Source organism: Pseudoneobacillus rhizosphaerae (genome assembly GCF_917563885.1).
GTDB lineage: Bacteria > Bacillota > Bacilli > Bacillales > Cytobacillaceae > Pseudoneobacillus > Pseudoneobacillus rhizosphaerae.
Window position 1 is genome coordinate 14,405 of record NZ_CAKJTG010000031.1, and the last position, 17,012, is coordinate 31,416.

Genomic DNA, 17,012 nt, shown 5'->3' on the forward strand with positions numbered 1-17,012 from the left:
ATACAGTTTGAATTCAAAGTATATTGACATAATAAAAAAAAAGAGTTAGCATAAACACATCGATTTGATTATATACGAACGCTATTCGATAATGTCGAACGACGAAAGAGGGATGATAATGTCTGAACGTTTAATTCAATCGATTGAAAGGGCAGCTGATATCCTCGAATTATTTATAAGTACAAGTCCAGAATTAAGTGTCAAAGAGATTAGTCAGCATTTAAATTTATCTAAAAGCACGGTTCACGGAATTATTAAGACCTTAGAACATAGAGGCTATCTTCAACAAAATCCAGATGATTTGAAGTACAAGTTAGGTATTAAACTTTTTGAACTTGGTAATTTTGTGGGCAAATATCTTGATATTAGAGGAATTGCAAGGCCAATTATTAGTAATTTGGTAGCAGAATTAAATGAAACCGTCCACTTAGTCACATTACAACGTGATGAACTGGTTTATGTTGAAAAAGTAGAAGGACCGAGTGCTCTTACAATTTATTCCCATATAGGAAAAAGAGCTCCATTTCATTGTACAGGCGTCGGGAAATCGATTCTTGCTTATTTAAGTGAAAAAGAGGTAGATAGAATTTTATCAACAGTCGTTTTGAAATCGTTTACAGAATTCACCATGACTGATATCCAAGAAATTAAAGAACATTTAATTTCTATACGGGAGCAAGGCTTCGCTACCGATGATGAAGAGATAGAGTTAGGCCTTAAATGTGTAGCAGCGCCTATATTTAATCATCAAGGGAATGTAATCGCTTCAATAAGCTGTGCTGCACCTAAAATGAGGCTGGATGAGGAACGACTCCCTAAGGTAATAGAAGGAATCAAAGCAGCAGCATTAGAAATTTCAAAAAACATAGGTTATAAAGGCTAATCATCTTTTAGGAAAAAGACATAAATAGATATCTATTTTTAGGAGGAGAAGAATCTTGTCAAAAGTAAAAGTTGCTATTCTTGGCTCAGGTAATATTGGTACGGATTTAATGATAAAGCTTGGACGTTCTAAAACTTTAGAGCTAACAGCTGTTATAGGAATTGACCCTCAATCAGACGGATTACGTCGTGCAAGAGAATTAGGGTATGCAGGAGTTCATACAGGGATTGATGGCTTTCTAGCAGATCCAGAATTAGAAGCTGATATTGTCTTTGATGCCACTTCAGCGAAAGCTCATCTTTATAATGCAAAAGTTTTAAAAGAGGCTGGAATTAAAGTAATTGATATGACTCCTGCAGCAGTAGGACCGCTAGTGTGTGCGGCTGTAAATATTGAAGATCATTTAGATAAAGATAATATCAATCTTATTACATGTGGTGGACAAGCAACTATTCCGATGGTACATGCAGTAAACCGTGTATCTTCAGTAGAATACGCAGAAATTGTTGCTACGATTGCTAGCCTAAGTGCTGGCCCTGGAACTCGTGCTAACATTGATGAATTTACCGAAACAACTTCTCGTGCGATTGCAGAAGTTGGAGGCGCGAAAAAAGGTAAGGCGATTATGATATTGAATCCTGCAGAGCCTCCTATTATGATGCGTGATACAGTTTATACACTAGTAGAAGATGGAACGATGAACGAAGAAGCAATAAGACAATCCATTGATGAAATGGTTAAAGTGGTTCAAACGTATGTGCCTGGCTATAGACTTCGTACAGAGCCTATTTTTGAAGGAAATAAAGTGACCATCTTCCTTGAAGTGGAAGGTGCAGGTGACTATTTACCTAAATACTCAGGAAATCTTGATATTATGACTTCAGCTGGTGTCAAAATTGCTGAAGCATTTGCTCAAAAATTAATAATGAAAGAAACAGTTTAAACTGTAGAAAGGGGAATTTTTCAAATGACAAATACAAGAGATATTCAAATCACAGAAGTTGCGTTGCGTGATGGAAGTCATGCTGTTGCGCATCAATATACCGTTGAACAAGTACTTAAAGTAGCAAAAGCATTAAATGATGCCAATGTCCCTTATATAGAAGTATCTCATGGAGATGGGTTAGCAGGTTCTTCCTTGCAATATGGCCTTTCACGTACAAATGAAATGGAATTAATTGAAGCAGCAGTTTCTGTTGCAGATAAGTCCAAGGTGGCTGTTTTGCTTTTACCAGGAATAGGTACTTTGCATGATTTAAAAGAGGCGGCAAATCTTGGAGCAAAAATGGCTCGTATAGCTACGCACGTAACGGAAGCCGATGTGGCTCCACAGCATATTGCTTATGCAAAGGAACTAGGAATGGAAACGGTAGGATTTTTAATGATGAATCATATGGCTCCCGTGGACAAACTAGTGGAACAAGCGAAGTTAATGGAGAGTTATGGTGCGGATACTGTTTATGTTGTGGATTCAGCGGGTTATTTATTACCTAACCAAGTTCGTGAACGTATTCATGCCCTTAAACAGTCAGTAGGAGTAAATATTGGTTTCCATGGCCATAACAATTTATCTTTAGCGATGGCTAATACACTAGTGGCAATCGAAGAAGGTGCTACTTATATCGATGGAAGTGTTCGTTGTTTAGGTGCGGGCGCTGGTAATACACAAACAGAAGTATTAGTAGCCGTTCTTGAACGTATGGGTGTAAAAACTGGGGTCGATTTATATAAAATGATGGACTTAGCAGAGGATATCATTGCACCGTTATTACCAGTCCCACAAGAGATCACAAAGGATAGCTTAACACTTGGTTATGCTGGTGTATACTCAAGCTTTGCTCTTCATGCTAAGCGTGCTGCTGAAAAATTCGGCGTTGATTCACGTGATATTTTAGTAGAATTAGGAAAACGTAAAGTTGTTGGCGGTCAAGAGGATATGATCGTTGAAGTAGCTGCAGAAATTGCAAAAAGTAAAATTGTATTAAGCTAATTTTAAAAGTAAGGAATTGTTAAAAAAGATAGATTAATAGAGAGTATATAAGGTTGATAGAGGTGAGATAATTGATTTCGCTTCTATCGGCTTACTAAAAGTGTTTCTTGAAAGCGTTCTTAGATTAGAAATCGATGGATTACGAATAGAGGGAGAAATAAAATGGAATTAGTAATTATTCTATTAGCACTCGGTATGCTAATGTTTATCGCCTATCGGGGATTTTCAGTTATTATATTTGCACCTATTTGTGCATTGTTTGCAGTACTATTAACAAATCCGGACTGGGTTTTTCCGTTCTTCACAAACGTATTTATGGGGAAAATGGTCGAATATATTAAATTGTATTTCCCAATTTTCTTATTAGGAGCAATTTTTGGGAAAGTAGTAGAAATGTCAGGATTAGCTCGTTCTATTGCTACAACTCTGATTCAATTAGTTGGCCGTAAACGTGCTATGTTAGTTATTGTGTTATTGGCTGCCATCCTAACTTATAGCGGTGTAAGCTTAGTTGTAGTAGCATTTGCTGTCTATCCATTTGCTGCAAACCTTTTTAGACAATCCAATATTCCTAAACGTTTAATTCCAGGAACGATTGCTTTAGGTTCCTTTACTTTTACAATGGATGCTCTACCAGGGTCTCCTCAAGTTCAAAACGTCATTCCTACAACATTCTTTAAAACCGATCTTTATGCTGCACCAACACTTGGGATCATCGGTGCTATCTTTATCTTTGCCCTTGGTATGTGGTACTTAGATTCACGTCGTAAAAAGGCTGAAAAGGCTGGAGAAGGCTATGATTCTTTCGGAACGATAAAAGAAGAGTTGGTTGAAATTGATCTAGACCAAAAGGAAAGCGTCAGCCGTCGAATTTTTGCCTTTGTTCCTGTTGTACTAGTTGGGGTGTTAAATAAAGTATTTACGACTTGGATTCCAAAATGGTATCCAAACGGCTTTGACTTTTCAACGATTGGCTTAGATTTTCCAAGCATTGAAACAGCAAAAGTGGTTGGTATTTGGTCAGTAGAAATTGCACTTATAGTCGGTATCCTTACGACCATTTTATATAACCGTAAACCTGTTATCCTTAATTTTAAAACAGGTATGAATATTGGGATTGCTGGAGCGTTATTAGCAATCATGAACTCTGCAACAGAATATGGTTTTGGTGCTGTTATTTCTAATTTACCTGGTTTTACGATTGCGAGAGATGGAATTGCTAAAGTTTTTACTAATCCATTATTAAATGGAGCAGTAACGACCAACGTCCTTTCAGCTATCTCAGGTTCAGCCTCAGCCGGTATTGCGATTTCATTAGGAATTATGGCGGAGAAATATATTGAGCTTGCGAACCAATTTGGTATTCCATTAGAAGTTATGCACCGTGTTATTTCCATGGCATCTGGTGGTATGGATACACTTCCACATAACGGTGCTGTTATTACGTTGCTAGCGATTACTGGTTTAACACATAAACAGTCCTATCGAGATATTTTCGCTATTACAATCATTAAAACGATTGCAGCTTTCTTTATCATTGCAGTTTACTTGTTAACTGGAATCGTATAATAAAAACTAAATAAAAAAAGGGTCCTTCATGTTTAATGAAGGACCCTTTTTTTGATAGTTCTTATCTTACACCCTTCATATAGCCCTGGATTTTAGGAGCAAATACGAATAGGAGAATACCTAGTGCAATTGATGCTCCACCAATGATACCAAAGTATGCTGTTTCAGTTTCAGGTGAGTAAAATTTAACAACCTGTGCATTAATTGCCTGTGCAGCAGCGCTTGCTAGAAACCATAAACTCATTGTTTGTGCTGAGAAGGCCGCAGGTGCCAATTTAGTAGTCGCTGATAAACCAACTGGTGATAATAATAACTCCCCAAATACACAAACTAAATAACTTAAAACAAGCCATAATGGATTAACTAATGAATCAGTCCCACCAAGGTAACCTGGTAATAGAATGATAAGGAATGATAATCCAGAGAAAAGAAGTGCTAATGAAAATTTTTGTGGGATGGATGGCTGACGATTGCCTAATTTTACCCACATCCATGCAAATATTGGTGCGAATGTAATAATAAATAATGGATTTAATGATTGGAACCATGCAGGAGAAATATGAATTCCTGCAAAATCTAATTGTGTGCGCTTATCTGCATAACTTGCAAGGATCGTTGAGCCTTGTTCTTGAATCGCCCAAAACATAACAGCTGCAATAAATAATGGGATATAAGCGATTATTCGTGATCGTTCTACAGCCGTAGTTTTAGGGCTGCGGTACATGACGATAAAATAAATAGTTGGAATTAAGATACCAAGAACAGTAACGACATTGATAAAGTTAGCGAAAGTAAGAAGTCCCATTGGAATTAAAATGGCACATATGATTCCAAGAATGACTATACCTAAACCTACAGTTGTGAAGACCTTTTTCTTTTCAGAAGAAGGTAATGGGTTTGGCACAATAGTTCCAGCAAGCCCAAGATTTTTTTTCTTTGTTAATACGAACATTAATAGTCCAAGGAACATACCAACTGCTGCAATAGCGAATCCTGCGTGGAAATTAAACTTATCTGATACTGTACCTACGATTAATGGGGCTAAGAATCCTCCCATGTTAATACCCATATAGAAAATGGTGAACCCTGAGTCGCGGCGTTCATCGGTTTCACTGTACATTTCACCAACGTTTGTTGAAACATTTGGTTTTAACATACCTGTTCCGAGTACGATAAGAACCATTGAAATGATGAACATCGTGAAGCTTCCAGGAATTGCTAGGACGATATGACCAAACATAATCAATATTCCACCGTAAAAAACGGCTTTCGAAGTACCGAATATTCGGTCTGCTAACCATCCTCCTATAATTCCGGACATGTAAACAAGTGATCCGTAAATGGACATTATGGAAAGAGCTAGTGTTTCATCTATCCCTAATCCACCTTTAGAGACTTCATAATACATATAGTATACAAGGATAGCTCTCATCCCGTAATAAGAGAAACGCTCCCAAAACTCTGTGAAGAAAAGAGTGAATAATCCTTTCGGATGTCCAAAGAATCCCTTTTGAGGAACACTATCCACAATTTTCTGTCGATTAAAGCTTGACATGGTGTAACCTCCTTTTATTATTCTATAATACTTTTGATAGTTTTAAATTGTCAAAAACTATTTTTGGTAATCTAAGGTTAAAACGGTTGTAAAGTCTGATTTGACAACGTTCTTCTGATTTTGGAATGAGAAAAGAAAGTTTTTTTAGAATAGTAATTTAATTCAGAGTAACTAAATATTAATTTCATTTGTAAAAAATGTATACACGAAATAGGAAATTGTCTATTAGGTTCCTGAGCTTTTTGCAGTCAAAATATCCATCGGAAGTATGTCCAAGGTGAATATAGGTACAGAGGGGCGAATAGAATGAGGGAGTGAGAGGAATGTGAAAAAATAAAGAAAAGTTGGGATGAAAGTGAAGAAGTGGACTGTTTCAATAATAATAGTTGTTAGTTTAATAGGTCTTATTGGATGTTCGGAAAAAACCTCAAAAGAAGAGGAATTGGAAAAGAAAATTGCCGAGCTTGAGAAGAAAGTGGAAGAAGAACAGAAAGAGAAGGAAGAAGCCCTAAAAAGGCAAATAGAAATAGAGGAAGAAGAACAGGTAATTATGGTCGATGTAGTTGACCCTCATACCAAAAAAGTAATAAAAACCATTAATCCTGTTGAAATGGGCTATGGAACGGATAACGAGAAATATAAAGCTGAGATCGAAAGCTGGGTAACCGAGTTAGCAAGGGGATCTGAAAACCGTGTAGGGTACGACCAGAGAATGATTCCTGATAAAATAGGCATGAATGGTGAAATTGTTAAAGGAAAACCTAGAATAATCCTAGAGGAATCAGAATTAGTGGAGAAAGTGATGAACGCTTCTGAAAAGGGGGAAGCAGTCGAATTACCACTTTATGTGTTTGAAAGTGGTTACAGGCCCGAAGAAGCGGCTTATCTAAGCGAAGTAGTCATTGCCTCGTATACGACCCATTTTAATAGTGGTGTAGCGGGGAGATCGAAAAATATAGAGTTATCAGCAGCTGCCATAAATAATATCATTCTCGGAACAAATGATATTTTTTCTTTCAATACAACCGTTGGACCGAGTGATGCTGCACACGGTTATCAGCCGGCACCAGAAATACTAAACGGGAAGCTCGTAGATGGAATTGGAGGGGGCATTTGTCAAACATCCTCCACTTTGTTTAATGCGGTTGATAAACTAGGAGTCTCTTATATAGAGTGGCATCATCATTCGCTGAATGTCGGATACGTACCAAAAGGAAGGGACGCAACGGTTTCCTACGGTGGCTTAGATTTTAGATTTGAAAACACAACAGGTATACCGTTATTAATTAAAGCTATCGTACACGAAGGCTCACTAACCGTAGAAATAAGAACCTCAAAAGAAAATCAAACTCTTTTAGCACACTAAAGCACTGGGGGACAGTCCCCCAGTGCTTTAACGTGTTGAAGGGTTGCGTGAATATAAAATGAATAGTAATACAAGCATAATGATGTCTAGTCTAGCATTGAAGGCGAAGGGCATGAAGCCGGAGTGCAGGACTGGAACTTTTGTTACTAGGAAGGCTCCAATCATAATAATGATTAATGGAATAGTTGCTTTCTTTACACTTTTATTAATGAGTATTAAAACCCCGCATATAAGTTCGACGAAAGCAACGATATACATGAGTTGATGTGAGTAAGGTAATCCTAAGCTCAAAAAGTAGTTCTGTAAATCAGCACTGATTAATTTCATCAATCCAGATATGATATAAACATAGGCAACAGAATATCTCAACAGCTTATTGGTTGAAATTGAAGTATAAATAGCTCATTCCCCCTTTATTAAAACTCTATGCAAAAAGGGGGACAAACTATGCCAAAATTAATTAATACGGCAGCTAACTAAGCAACTTTAATAGCCTTACCAAATGGCACTTTAGGTAGGAACTCATCTGGAACTAGCCAAAAGAGTTCATAATCAACATCGGTAATTTCCTCATAAATAAATCCCGTTACATCGGTTATATAAAATAACGTATCAATCTTTTCGTTCGTAGCCCATTCTAAAACCTCGGTATAAGACGATTTACCATGTGTGTAATATTTAATCGTGTCCGCTTTAGCAGGCGTTACACTTCGGATTTTAAAATCTGCTTGGACTAATGTTGTATCGGGTTTAACGGTTTCGAATAACTTTACTATATTGTTAATCAATATCGTACTTACCTCTGAACTTGAGGTATCAACTGCAAGGGCAACTTTTTTATCTTGTCGTTGTTGGATCATGGATAAAATCCTCTTTTGCCATTTCAAACAAACCAGCTCCCTTTAAGTAAATAGCAACAGGTTTTTAGTTTGGATTTTACCCCAAAAAATATGTGCTGAAGATTTCCTTCAACACATGAATAAATATTATTTAAATAATTCAAGAATGGCTATACTTAGCTTGCCGGATTTTTTTTCAATAAGCCATTTGTCTGGAACAATGGTATAGCGACATTTATTGCTTTTCAAATAGCTATAAACAATTTGAGCTTCGTCTAGTTCATCGCGGCTAACCTCAATGGTTGATGGAGATACATTTGATGTAAAATGAGTTAAGAATTGATCCCTAATCTCCGTGGTTACCTGGTCAATAGCTAACTTATCTAACTCATATTTTTCGCCAAAAAGCACTACTGTCCTCTTAATCAAAAACAGTTTAATTGTCTGATCATTTAAGTATTCAATGATAGCAATGTTATTATTTTCTTCTGTAAATTCAATTACTCTTTCCTTATTAATGAGTGAATGAACTGCATCAATATAGTCTCTATATTTTGCAGCCAGTTCAAAATCAAAGGTCTCTGAAGCCTTTAGCATCAATAAAGTCATTTCATCTAAAATGCCTTTGTCAGTCCCATTAAGTAAAGCGATAATTTGATTGACAATATGACGATACTGCTCAAGTGCAGAACCCCCAAGACACATACCGTTACATAATCCTAAGCTAGAGTTTAAGCAGGCGCTCCCTCTATGGGGAGGATTGCTGCAGAGGACCTTAAAGCTAGAAAGGATTCCATGAATGCTCTTTTCTATAGTGTTTAAGTTGGTAAAAGGTCCAAAGCATAAATTGCCGGCTTGTTCTTTTGGATTATTCGTCATTTCAATCCTTCGCAAGTCATCATTCATATGTATAACAATATAAGCAAAGGATAATGGATTTTTCATTATTCTATTATAAGGAGGCTTCAATTCCTTAATTAATTTACATTCCAGCATAAATGCCTCAAATTCTGTATCAACAAGAATGTAATCAAAATCATTTAAGTGCTGGACAAGCTTTTTTATTTTAGGAGAATGGTTTGCTGAGCTTCGAAAATAAGACTGAACTCGTTTTTTTATATTTTTTGCCTTCCCCACATAAAGAATGCCACCTTGAGAATCTTTCATCAAATAAACACCAGGTGAAAAGGGAAGGCTTTGGATTTTTTCTTTTAAAAGAATAGCTTCCTTCATTAAGCTGTATTCTCCTTTGTTTTTCCAATCACGGTATAATATAAGAGAATCGCCATAGCTACAAAAATGGCAGCGCAAATATAAATACTACTGTAATTAAACCAGTATGCAATCTGTCCAAATATAATAGCTCCGATACCAATTCCTAAATCAAAAAACGAAAAGAATGTGGCTGTTGCCATCCCTTTACGGTTTATGGGCGCATTCTGTACGGACCATGCTTGAAGGGCTGGTTGAACAGAGCCAAAGCCAAATCCATATATAATTGCCGCGATATAAAGGACTAAACTATTTGGTAACCATGCTAATAGAATCATGGCAATCACAATGAGAAGTGCCCCGATTGGGAAAACAGCTCTGTGTCCTCTTTTATCATAGACTTTACCAGAAAAAGTTCTCGTTAGCATTAACGCTAAAGCATATAAGAGGAAATACCATGGTAGGCCGTGAATACCTTTTTCTGTTGTATATAATGGTAGAAAAGATGCGATACCCCCAAAGGTTGCTGTAATAAAAAACATGAGAAACGATGGTGGTAAAGCTGTTTTTTCATAAAGGTCCCATTTCTTTTTCGTATCAATTGCAGGGGGAGGAGTTTTTCGGAACTGAATTCTAGATGATAACATAATAGCTATTAAGCCAAGTACGGCGCAAATCATAAAGAGTTGCGAAAAAGGTAATAATCCCGCTAAACCTAATCCAAGTGTAGGACCAAGAGCTAAAGCAATATTTCCAAATAGACCATAATACCCCATTCCTTCGCCACGTCTTTTAGCGGGAATAAGGTCAGTGGCAATAGTTCCGGATGCCGTTGTTGAAAAGCCCCAGCCGACTCCTTGAATGATTCGAATGAAAAATAGGAAGTAAAGGCTTGCTGCCATACCAAAGGAGCCAACGGATAACACAAATATAGCCAGCCCAATTAAGTAAACAAAACGTCTTCCCTTTGTCTCTAAGATGTGACCAGCATACGGTCTAGTTAATAAGGCTGAAAAAGTAAACAGCCCAATTACTACCCCAATCAATTGATCATTACCGCCTAACTGTTCCACAAAAAGCGGAATTGTCGGTAATGTCATTTGGAAGCCTAGGAAGATAAAGAAGTTAGAAAAGCATATTAATGTAAAATCTCTCGTCCAGATTTTTTCCTTTTGTTCACTTGGCCTTGGTGCTTCTTTAGCTAATGGTGCACTCATAGGATATCCTCTCCATTAAACGTCTATTGTTAATATATATTTCGGAATTCTAAATAATATTTTACAAAAAATAATCTGAAATGAATACTAAAATTAAAAAAGACTGAGCATGAAATTCACGCATCAGTCTAATACTACCTAGTTTTCCATAACAGTCTTAACCTTTAAGGAACGCTTTTGCCAAATGATTGTAATGAGTAATGTAACCATTAACAGAACTAATCCTAAAACGAATGGATAGATGATGTTTACATCGTAAAGTAATCCAGCAAAGGTGGGACCTGCCACGTTGCCTATACTCATATACGCATTATTCATTCCCATCGCAAATCCTTGCTCATTCCCAGCCAACTTCGAAATTAACGTATTTAATACTGGTCTTAGAATAGAAGAGGAGAGAAAGATAATTAGTGAAATGCCAAAGAATACGGCATAGCTAGAAGCAAACATTGATAGGAAAAACCCAACGGCTGCTACGGCAATAAAAATATTCAACACTGTCTTCTCGCCGTAACGATTTACTATTCGGTCAACAACAAATAATTGGACAATAACACTGACGATTCCAGTACCTGTTACCATAATGGCAATATCCTTTGCGGTCGCATCAAATTGATTGTCAAGGTAAAGTCCAATAACCGCTTCATAAGCGATTAATCCGAAGCTCATGACTAGAGTAATAATCAATGGAATAAAATATGGCATTTTTACTGATCTAGCAATTTTTTGAACCATTGATTCATCATCTTGGAGGTGAGCTTGCTGACCTTGTTGTAAAGTAACGTCGCTCTCTTTTAATAGAATAACCGAAAACAGTACTGAAACAAGCGAGACAATTGCCGAGATTAAGAATGGAAACTTTAAACCATATTCCGCTAAAAAACCACCAATTCCAGGTCCAACCACAATCCCAAGGGACATAGCTGCAGATACATAGCTATTTCCTTTAGCGCGTTGTTCCATTGTTGTAATATCAGCAACATAGGCGAAAATCGCAGGAACAAGCATCGCACATCCTATTCCACCAACAACACGTGATGCATAAAGCAGCCAGATAGAATCCACTGCATAAAAAATAAACATGGATAAGGTAAGCCCTGCTAGTCCATAGATAATCATTTTTCTACGACCATACTGATCCGTCCATTTACCAGCTATTGGTGAAAAGAGGAATTGAGCCCCTGCAAACATCGCAATAAACAATCCTGCCGCAGTTCCGCCTTGACCAATGGATTCTAAATAGGCAGGTAATATCGGAATAATGATCCCGAAGCTTCCAATAGCAATAAACATATTTATCATTAAGATAATAATTTTCTTCTTTTGATCAGCTGACATGATTAGATACCCTCATTTCCTAAATCGTATAACCTCTCACGTCGTTAGTGTGCCTGGTTAACATTATTAACACGATAACAAGGGTAATATGGGACATGACTGTTTGTCAATTAGTTTATGTTAAGATGGAATTAATACATACATTAATAATGGAGCTGAAGTAAATGAAATATGAGTGGCGTAAAAAGGATAAAGAACTTTACCTTCCTAAAAATAAACCATCCTTAATAGAAGTTCCGCCGATGAAATATTTCACCTTAAAGGGAAAAGGGAACCCCAATAGTGAAGCATTTAAAGAAAGAGTTGAGGCATTATACGCACTATCCTATGCTATTCGGATGATGCCAAGGAAAGGGGTAATTCCAGAAGGTTACTTTGAATATACCGTTTTTCCATTAGAGGGGATATGGGATTTAGATGAAGAAGGAAGGAAATTGGAAGTGCTGGACAAAGACAGGTTAGTATATAAACTGATGATTCGACAACCTGATTTCGTTACCGAGGAGCTTTTTTTAAAAGCAAAAAGCTTGGTAGGTAGGAAAGTACCAGAAAAATGTCTTAATGAAGTTCTTTTTGAGGAAATAGAGGAAGGGCTATGCGTCCAATGTATGCACATAGGAAGCTATGATTCGGAGAATGAAACGTTCTCGAAAATGGAAGCGTTTTGTGGTGCAAACGATATCGTTCGTAAAGATAAAAGACATCGTGAAATTTACATAACTGACCCAAGGAAGACGGAAAGTGAAAGGTTAAAAACGGTCTTACGATTTAAAGCAGCAAAATGTTAAATAACTATAGAAATAAATTAAACGGGGTGTATTGATGTATTTAACCGTAAAAGAAGCAGCGGAATATTTATCAATAGGTGAAACAGCAGTTGAGAAACTCATTCAACAAAAGCGTATCCGGACGATATTTGATGGAGAGCAATATTTAATCTATAAAGAACAATTCAATACCCACTTAAAGCAAATCGAAAAGTACAAGCTACTTGTTGAGGAGGTTTTAAGTGAGCCGATACCTGAGGATATTGATGTAAAGGACGAGGATTAAAGCGTTGGAGGAATGAATATCTCCCTAATTTGTTTTAATTGGAATAAATATCCTCCCTTTTGGGAGAATAATTATTATCTAAACAGAATTAGGAGGGGATTTTGTTGTCTCCACGGTTTCTATCAGGTTTCCTTTTTGTAGTTTCCTGGCTAAGTGCCTTTATTGTAGGTGGGAAAAATATGAAGAGGTTCGCACCTGTGGCGATATTCTCTATACTTTTAGTTACAATTATCCAGACGATAGCCTACCATCTAGATTGGTGGAGATTCAAAAAGCCTTTTCTACCTTGGTTAAAGTCCCTCGAAGTTGCCTTTAATTTTGGTCCATTTTTAATTGGGACAATTGGCATCTTTTCATTAACCTATAGATTTGGTTTTCGTGTTTATTTACTAGTGACCGTTGTATTGGATAGCTTAATTTCCTATGTGTTAATCCCTTTCCTTGAAAAAATTGGCCTTATCCATTTAACGAAGCTTAGTCGATCGGGATTAAATGTTGTCATGATAGCCATTGCAATCATCATCTATCCTTTTCAAAAATGGCAGGATGGAAATATTAAAAAGAAGAGAAAGTTATTAAAATGGTTATAGGTACATAAAAAAATCCATGGAATCCCTATAGGGCTCCATGGATTTTTTGTTATTAAAGTAAGCCTTCATCTGAGCTAATTATTGCTGAAAATTTAAAATAATAAATTTATTAGTTCAATTCTACTTCAATATCAATTAATATAATAGTTAGAGTCACTAAATAACTGGGAGGTATAAGAGAATGAATGAAACGGTAAAAGCAAATGGAGTACAAGAAGCTTATGAAACACTTATTAACAATATGAGTGTAAAAGAAGCATTAGAGTTTCTTAAGCAAGATAACGAAAATACAGTAGCGGAGCAAATTGAATTTACAGCTATCCCTGCACCTACCTTTGATGAACAGGTACGTGGGCAATTTTTTCAAAAAAGGTTTAATGAACTAGGCTTACAAAATGTCAGTGTTGATAAGCATGGGAATATTTTCGGTTACCGCCCTGGAAGTGGGAAGGGCCCAAAACTGATCGTTTCTGCTCATCTAGATACGGTTTTTCCTCATGGAACAGATGTAGAAGCAAAGGTTATTGATGGTAAAATCTATGCACCTGGAATAGCCGATGATGGTAGAGGACTTGCTGCATTGTTGACTATGATTCGTGCAGTTAAACACACAAACTTTCAAACTGTTGGAGATATTGTATTTGTTGCAACCGTTGGTGAGGAAGGATTAGGAGATTTGCGTGGGGTTAAGGGATTGTTCGCAGACAATGTAGACATTGATGGTTTTATCTCTATTGAACCAGGAACTCCTAATGAAATTACATACTTAGCAACAGGAAGCCGTCGTTACCGAATCACTTATACTGGCCCTGGTGGACATAGTTTTGGAAACTTTGGGATTCCGAGTGCGATTCATGCTTTAGGTAGAGCGATAGCGATGATTTCAGAAATACAAGTTTCAGAGAATCCAAAGACAACCTTTAATGTTGGGACGATTAATGGTGGAACTTCTGTTAATACAATCGCAGCAAGTGCTAGTATGGTCCTTGATATGCGTTCAACCTCCCAGGAAGAACTGAAAAAGTTAGAAGAGCAGGTTATAACTCTGCTGCATCAAGCAGCAACCGATGAAAATCTTCGTTGGAATAAAGAAGATTCAATAAAAGTACAGCTTGAACTTGTTGGTGATCGCCCTGCAGGTAGTCAGTCTGCAGAAGCTATCATCGTCCAGTCTGCGATGGCGGCTGCAAGTGTCTTAGGGTTTGAACCAGAATTAAATAATCCAAGTAGTACAGACTCAAATGTACCTATTGGTTTGGGCATACCTGCCGTTACATTAGGTGGAGGTGGGAACTATGGCGGTTGCCATACGCTACAAGAATTTTTCGATCCAAAAGATGCTCACTACGGGGTGCAGAAAATCCTCTTGACCATACTTGGGCTTGTGGGGCTATATAATGTGACGGAGCCGTTATTAGAAAAGAAAAGATAGTTTCATAGAGCTGCCAATTTTCGTAGTTGGTGGCTTTTTTTTTGATAATTCAAACAAAAAGAAGGATATTCCTTTCGTATGCCGAAATATTAGATGAAAACGAATTCTGAAAGGTTGTGTTGAGATGGAAGCGGTCGGAATTGAACCGTATTTACATGTTAGAAAAGCTAGTAACCCGATTTATGATCCAACTGGAAAAAAGCTTACCTTTATTACTGATTACACAGGTTTACCTCAAGTGTGGGAACTGCAAAATGAAACTGGATGGCCTTCACAAGCATCGTTTACAGAAGAAAGAATTATTTTTATCAAATACATCAGTGGAACCAATCAGCGTATTTTCGGAATGGATGAAGGGGTTAACGAGAAACAACAGCTCTTTTTACTAAAAGAAAATGGTGACATAGTTCCATTAACCAATTCACCAGAGCATATCCATCATTATGGCGGAAATTCACCAGATGGAAAGTGGATTGCTTGGTCTAGTAATCGACGCCATGCAACATACTTTGATATTTATATTCAAAACATAGAAACGCTTGAAATTCGCCAAGTATTTGTAGACGATGGTAGCTATTATCCAGTGAAATGGTCTCCAAATGGGGAATCATTATTAATTAAAAAAGCCAACACCAATCTTGATAACGATTTAGGGATGCTTCAGGTAAATACCGGGGAAGTTATGTGGTTAACCACTCACGAGGGGGAAGCCAGCTTCGATAACCCACAATTTAGTGGTGACGGCAAGCAACTATATTTTTTAACAAATAAAGACCGTGAATTTACAGGACTAGCCTCGATGGTACTTGCTACTAAAGAATTTTCTTGGTTAGATGAATCGAACTGGGACCTAGAAGAATTAACGATGAGCCCTGATAAAAAACGTTTAGCCTACACGATCAATGAGGGTGGAGGTTCAAAAGGCGTGATTTATCATCTTGAAGATAATACTAAACAATCTTGGGATACGCCAATGGGTGTCATCACAGAGCTGACATTTTCACCAGATCACTCAAAGCTTGCCTATGTGTTTAATGGACCAACAAATCCTTCAGATATTTGGGAGGTAAATCTGGAATCTAATCAGACAAGAAGATTAACTTATGTATCAGAGTCTCCAGTTGTGCAAGCTCAGTTGATTGAACCAGAATTAATCAAGTTTAATTCATTCGACGGCCTTGAAGTTCCAGCCTTCTTATATAAGCCTAAAAATGCAGAAGGAAAGCTTCCTGTAGTTGTCTTTGTTCATGGCGGTCCTGAGAGTCAAATCCGTGCTGTTTATAATCCGTTTCTTCAATACTTCCTTAACCACGGCTACGCGGTGTGCACTCCAAATGTAAGGGGTAGTACTGGATATGGAAAGACGTATTCCCATTTAGATGATGTCCGAAAGCGAATGGATTCGATTAAAGATTTAACAAGCTTAGTAGAATGGTTGAAGGCAGAAGGTAATGCAGATCCGAATAAAATAGCGATTATGGGTCGAAGCTATGGTGGCTTTGCAGTGCTAGCAGCCATTACCCATTATCCTACTATATGGTCGGCCGCGATTGATATTGTTGGTATTTCTAGCTTCAGAACTTTCTTAGAAAAAACAAGCCCGTGGCGTCGTAAAGTAAGAGAAGCTGAATATGGAAGCATAGAGAATGATGGAGAGTTTTTCGATGAAATTGATCCCATCCATCATGTGGATAAAATAACTTGCCCATTAATGGTTTTACATGGTGCAAACGATCCGCGGGTACCAATTGAAGAAACCGAGCAAATTGTAGATGAATTAAAGGCTAGAAACCACCCTGTTACGTATATTCGATTTGAAGATGAAGGTCATTTTTTCGTCAAATTAAAGAACAATATCACGGCTTACACTGGTGTTGCGGAGTTTTTGGATCAATATATTGGGAAAAAACATTAGTTTAAGAATAATCAATAACCTCAGGGTGAAAATCCTGGGGTTATTTTTTGTGC

Annotated in this window: 16 protein-coding genes; 10 read left to right on the forward strand and 6 right to left on the reverse strand. The window is 37.2% G+C overall.

Translation table 11 applies throughout. The annotated features are described in order from the left end of the window. Positions 1-118 precede the first annotated feature (118 nt). The 4 genes from LRP83_RS19935 (at position 119) to LRP83_RS19950 (ending at position 4,442) form a co-directional block, all read left to right on the forward strand. Positions 119-883, forward strand: coding sequence for an IclR family transcriptional regulator (locus tag LRP83_RS19935; protein ID WP_230498494.1), 765 nt, complete (start codon positions 119-121; stop codon positions 881-883). Between the two features lie 55 nt (positions 884-938). Next, positions 939-1,826 (forward strand): acetaldehyde dehydrogenase (acetylating), encoded by an 888-nt coding sequence (locus LRP83_RS19940; protein WP_230498495.1) that lies wholly within the window; start codon positions 939-941, stop codon positions 1,824-1,826. Positions 1,827-1,850: 24 nt separating this feature from the next. Continuing rightward, on the forward strand, positions 1,851-2,873 hold the full coding sequence (gene dmpG / locus LRP83_RS19945; RefSeq protein WP_230498496.1) for a 4-hydroxy-2-oxovalerate aldolase: 1,023 nt from the start codon (positions 1,851-1,853) through the stop codon (positions 2,871-2,873). Between the two features lie 162 nt (positions 2,874-3,035). Continuing rightward, complete coding sequence (locus tag LRP83_RS19950; RefSeq protein WP_230498498.1) at positions 3,036-4,442, forward strand: GntP family permease; 1,407 nt, start codon at positions 3,036-3,038, stop codon at positions 4,440-4,442. A gap of 61 nt (positions 4,443-4,503) precedes the next feature. On the opposite strand, the gene LRP83_RS19955 is transcribed toward LRP83_RS19950, so the two are convergent. After that, positions 4,504-5,997, reverse strand: coding sequence for a peptide MFS transporter (locus LRP83_RS19955; RefSeq protein WP_230498499.1), 1,494 nt, complete (start codon positions 5,995-5,997; stop codon positions 4,504-4,506). A 349-nt stretch (positions 5,998-6,346) separates the two neighbouring features. Here LRP83_RS19955 and LRP83_RS19960 point away from each other — a divergent pair, with 349 nt between their 5' ends. After that, entirely contained in the window at positions 6,347-7,363 is a 1,017-nt protein-coding gene (locus LRP83_RS19960; protein WP_230498501.1) for a VanW family protein, read from the forward strand. A gap of 27 nt (positions 7,364-7,390) precedes the next feature. Here LRP83_RS19960 and LRP83_RS19965 read toward each other — a convergent pair whose 3' ends face one another. From LRP83_RS19965 to LRP83_RS19985, 5 genes are all read right to left on the reverse strand, one after another. Then, positions 7,391-7,732, reverse strand: a complete 342-nt coding sequence (locus LRP83_RS19965) for a DoxX family protein (protein WP_290369594.1) — start codon at positions 7,730-7,732, stop codon at positions 7,391-7,393. A 107-nt stretch (positions 7,733-7,839) separates the two neighbouring features. Continuing rightward, a complete protein-coding gene (locus LRP83_RS19970; RefSeq protein ID WP_230498504.1) occupies positions 7,840-8,250 on the reverse strand; it encodes a VWA-like domain-containing protein in 411 nt (136 codons plus the stop codon). Between the two features lie 99 nt (positions 8,251-8,349). Next, positions 8,350-9,435 (reverse strand): GIY-YIG nuclease family protein, encoded by a 1,086-nt coding sequence (locus LRP83_RS19975; protein WP_230498505.1) that lies wholly within the window; start codon positions 9,433-9,435, stop codon positions 8,350-8,352. Next, a complete protein-coding gene (locus LRP83_RS19980; protein WP_230498509.1) occupies positions 9,435-10,631 on the reverse strand; it encodes an MFS transporter in 1,197 nt (398 codons plus the stop codon). Before LRP83_RS19980 ends, LRP83_RS19975 begins: the two co-directional genes overlap by 1 nt. Positions 10,632-10,769: 138 nt before the next feature. Beyond that, positions 10,770-11,969, reverse strand: coding sequence for an MFS transporter (locus tag LRP83_RS19985; RefSeq protein WP_230498510.1), 1,200 nt, complete (start codon positions 11,967-11,969; stop codon positions 10,770-10,772). 164 nt (positions 11,970-12,133) lie between these two features. On the opposite strand from LRP83_RS19985, the gene LRP83_RS19990 reads away from it, so the two are divergent. From LRP83_RS19990 to LRP83_RS20010, 5 genes are all read left to right on the forward strand, one after another. After that, on the forward strand, positions 12,134-12,757 hold the full coding sequence (locus LRP83_RS19990; RefSeq protein ID WP_230498511.1) for a GyrI-like domain-containing protein: 624 nt from the start codon (positions 12,134-12,136) through the stop codon (positions 12,755-12,757). 34 nt (positions 12,758-12,791) lie between these two features. Continuing rightward, positions 12,792-13,022 carry an excisionase family DNA-binding protein gene (locus tag LRP83_RS19995; RefSeq protein WP_230498512.1) on the forward strand — a complete coding sequence of 77 codons (231 nt, stop codon included), beginning with the start codon at positions 12,792-12,794 and terminating at the stop codon, positions 13,020-13,022. Between the two features lie 179 nt (positions 13,023-13,201). Then, positions 13,202-13,612 (forward strand): hypothetical protein, encoded by a 411-nt coding sequence (locus LRP83_RS20000; protein ID WP_230498513.1) that lies wholly within the window; start codon positions 13,202-13,204, stop codon positions 13,610-13,612. 181 nt (positions 13,613-13,793) lie between these two features. Further along, the gene (locus LRP83_RS20005) at positions 13,794-15,044 is read left to right on the forward strand and encodes a M20/M25/M40 family metallo-hydrolase (RefSeq protein WP_230498514.1); all 1,251 of its coding nucleotides are present in this window, start codon (positions 13,794-13,796) and stop codon (positions 15,042-15,044) included. Positions 15,045-15,168: 124 nt separating this feature from the next. After that, positions 15,169-16,959 carry a S9 family peptidase gene (locus tag LRP83_RS20010; RefSeq protein ID WP_230498515.1) on the forward strand — a complete coding sequence of 597 codons (1,791 nt, stop codon included), beginning with the start codon at positions 15,169-15,171 and terminating at the stop codon, positions 16,957-16,959. Positions 16,960-17,012 lie beyond the last annotated feature (53 nt).

Excerpts from the sequence above, each read along its gene's own strand:
- LRP83_RS19935 (WP_230498494.1), top strand. The coding sequence starts at position 119 with ATGTCTGAACGTTTAATTCAATCGATTGAAAGGGCAGCTGATATCCTC.
- dmpG (WP_230498496.1), top strand. The coding sequence starts at position 1,851 with ATGACAAATACAAGAGATATTCAAATCACAGAAGTTGCGTTGCGTGAT.
- LRP83_RS19950 (WP_230498498.1), top strand. The coding sequence starts at position 3,036 with ATGGAATTAGTAATTATTCTATTAGCACTCGGTATGCTAATGTTTATC.
- LRP83_RS19955 (WP_230498499.1), bottom strand. The coding sequence starts at position 5,997 with ATGTCAAGCTTTAATCGACAGAAAATTGTGGATAGTGTTCCTCAAAAG.
- LRP83_RS19960 (WP_230498501.1), top strand. The coding sequence starts at position 6,347 with ATGAAAGTGAAGAAGTGGACTGTTTCAATAATAATAGTTGTTAGTTTA.
- LRP83_RS19975 (WP_230498505.1), bottom strand. The coding sequence starts at position 9,435 with ATGAAGGAAGCTATTCTTTTAAAAGAAAAAATCCAAAGCCTTCCCTTT.
- LRP83_RS19980 (WP_230498509.1), bottom strand. The coding sequence starts at position 10,631 with ATGAGTGCACCATTAGCTAAAGAAGCACCAAGGCCAAGTGAACAAAAG.
- LRP83_RS19985 (WP_230498510.1), bottom strand. The coding sequence starts at position 11,969 with ATGTCAGCTGATCAAAAGAAGAAAATTATTATCTTAATGATAAATATG.
- LRP83_RS19990 (WP_230498511.1), top strand. The coding sequence starts at position 12,134 with ATGAAATATGAGTGGCGTAAAAAGGATAAAGAACTTTACCTTCCTAAA.
- LRP83_RS19995 (WP_230498512.1), top strand. The coding sequence starts at position 12,792 with ATGTATTTAACCGTAAAAGAAGCAGCGGAATATTTATCAATAGGTGAA.
- LRP83_RS20000 (WP_230498513.1), top strand. The coding sequence starts at position 13,202 with ATGAAGAGGTTCGCACCTGTGGCGATATTCTCTATACTTTTAGTTACA.
- LRP83_RS20005 (WP_230498514.1), top strand. The coding sequence starts at position 13,794 with ATGAATGAAACGGTAAAAGCAAATGGAGTACAAGAAGCTTATGAAACA.
- LRP83_RS20010 (WP_230498515.1), top strand. The coding sequence starts at position 15,169 with ATGGAAGCGGTCGGAATTGAACCGTATTTACATGTTAGAAAAGCTAGT.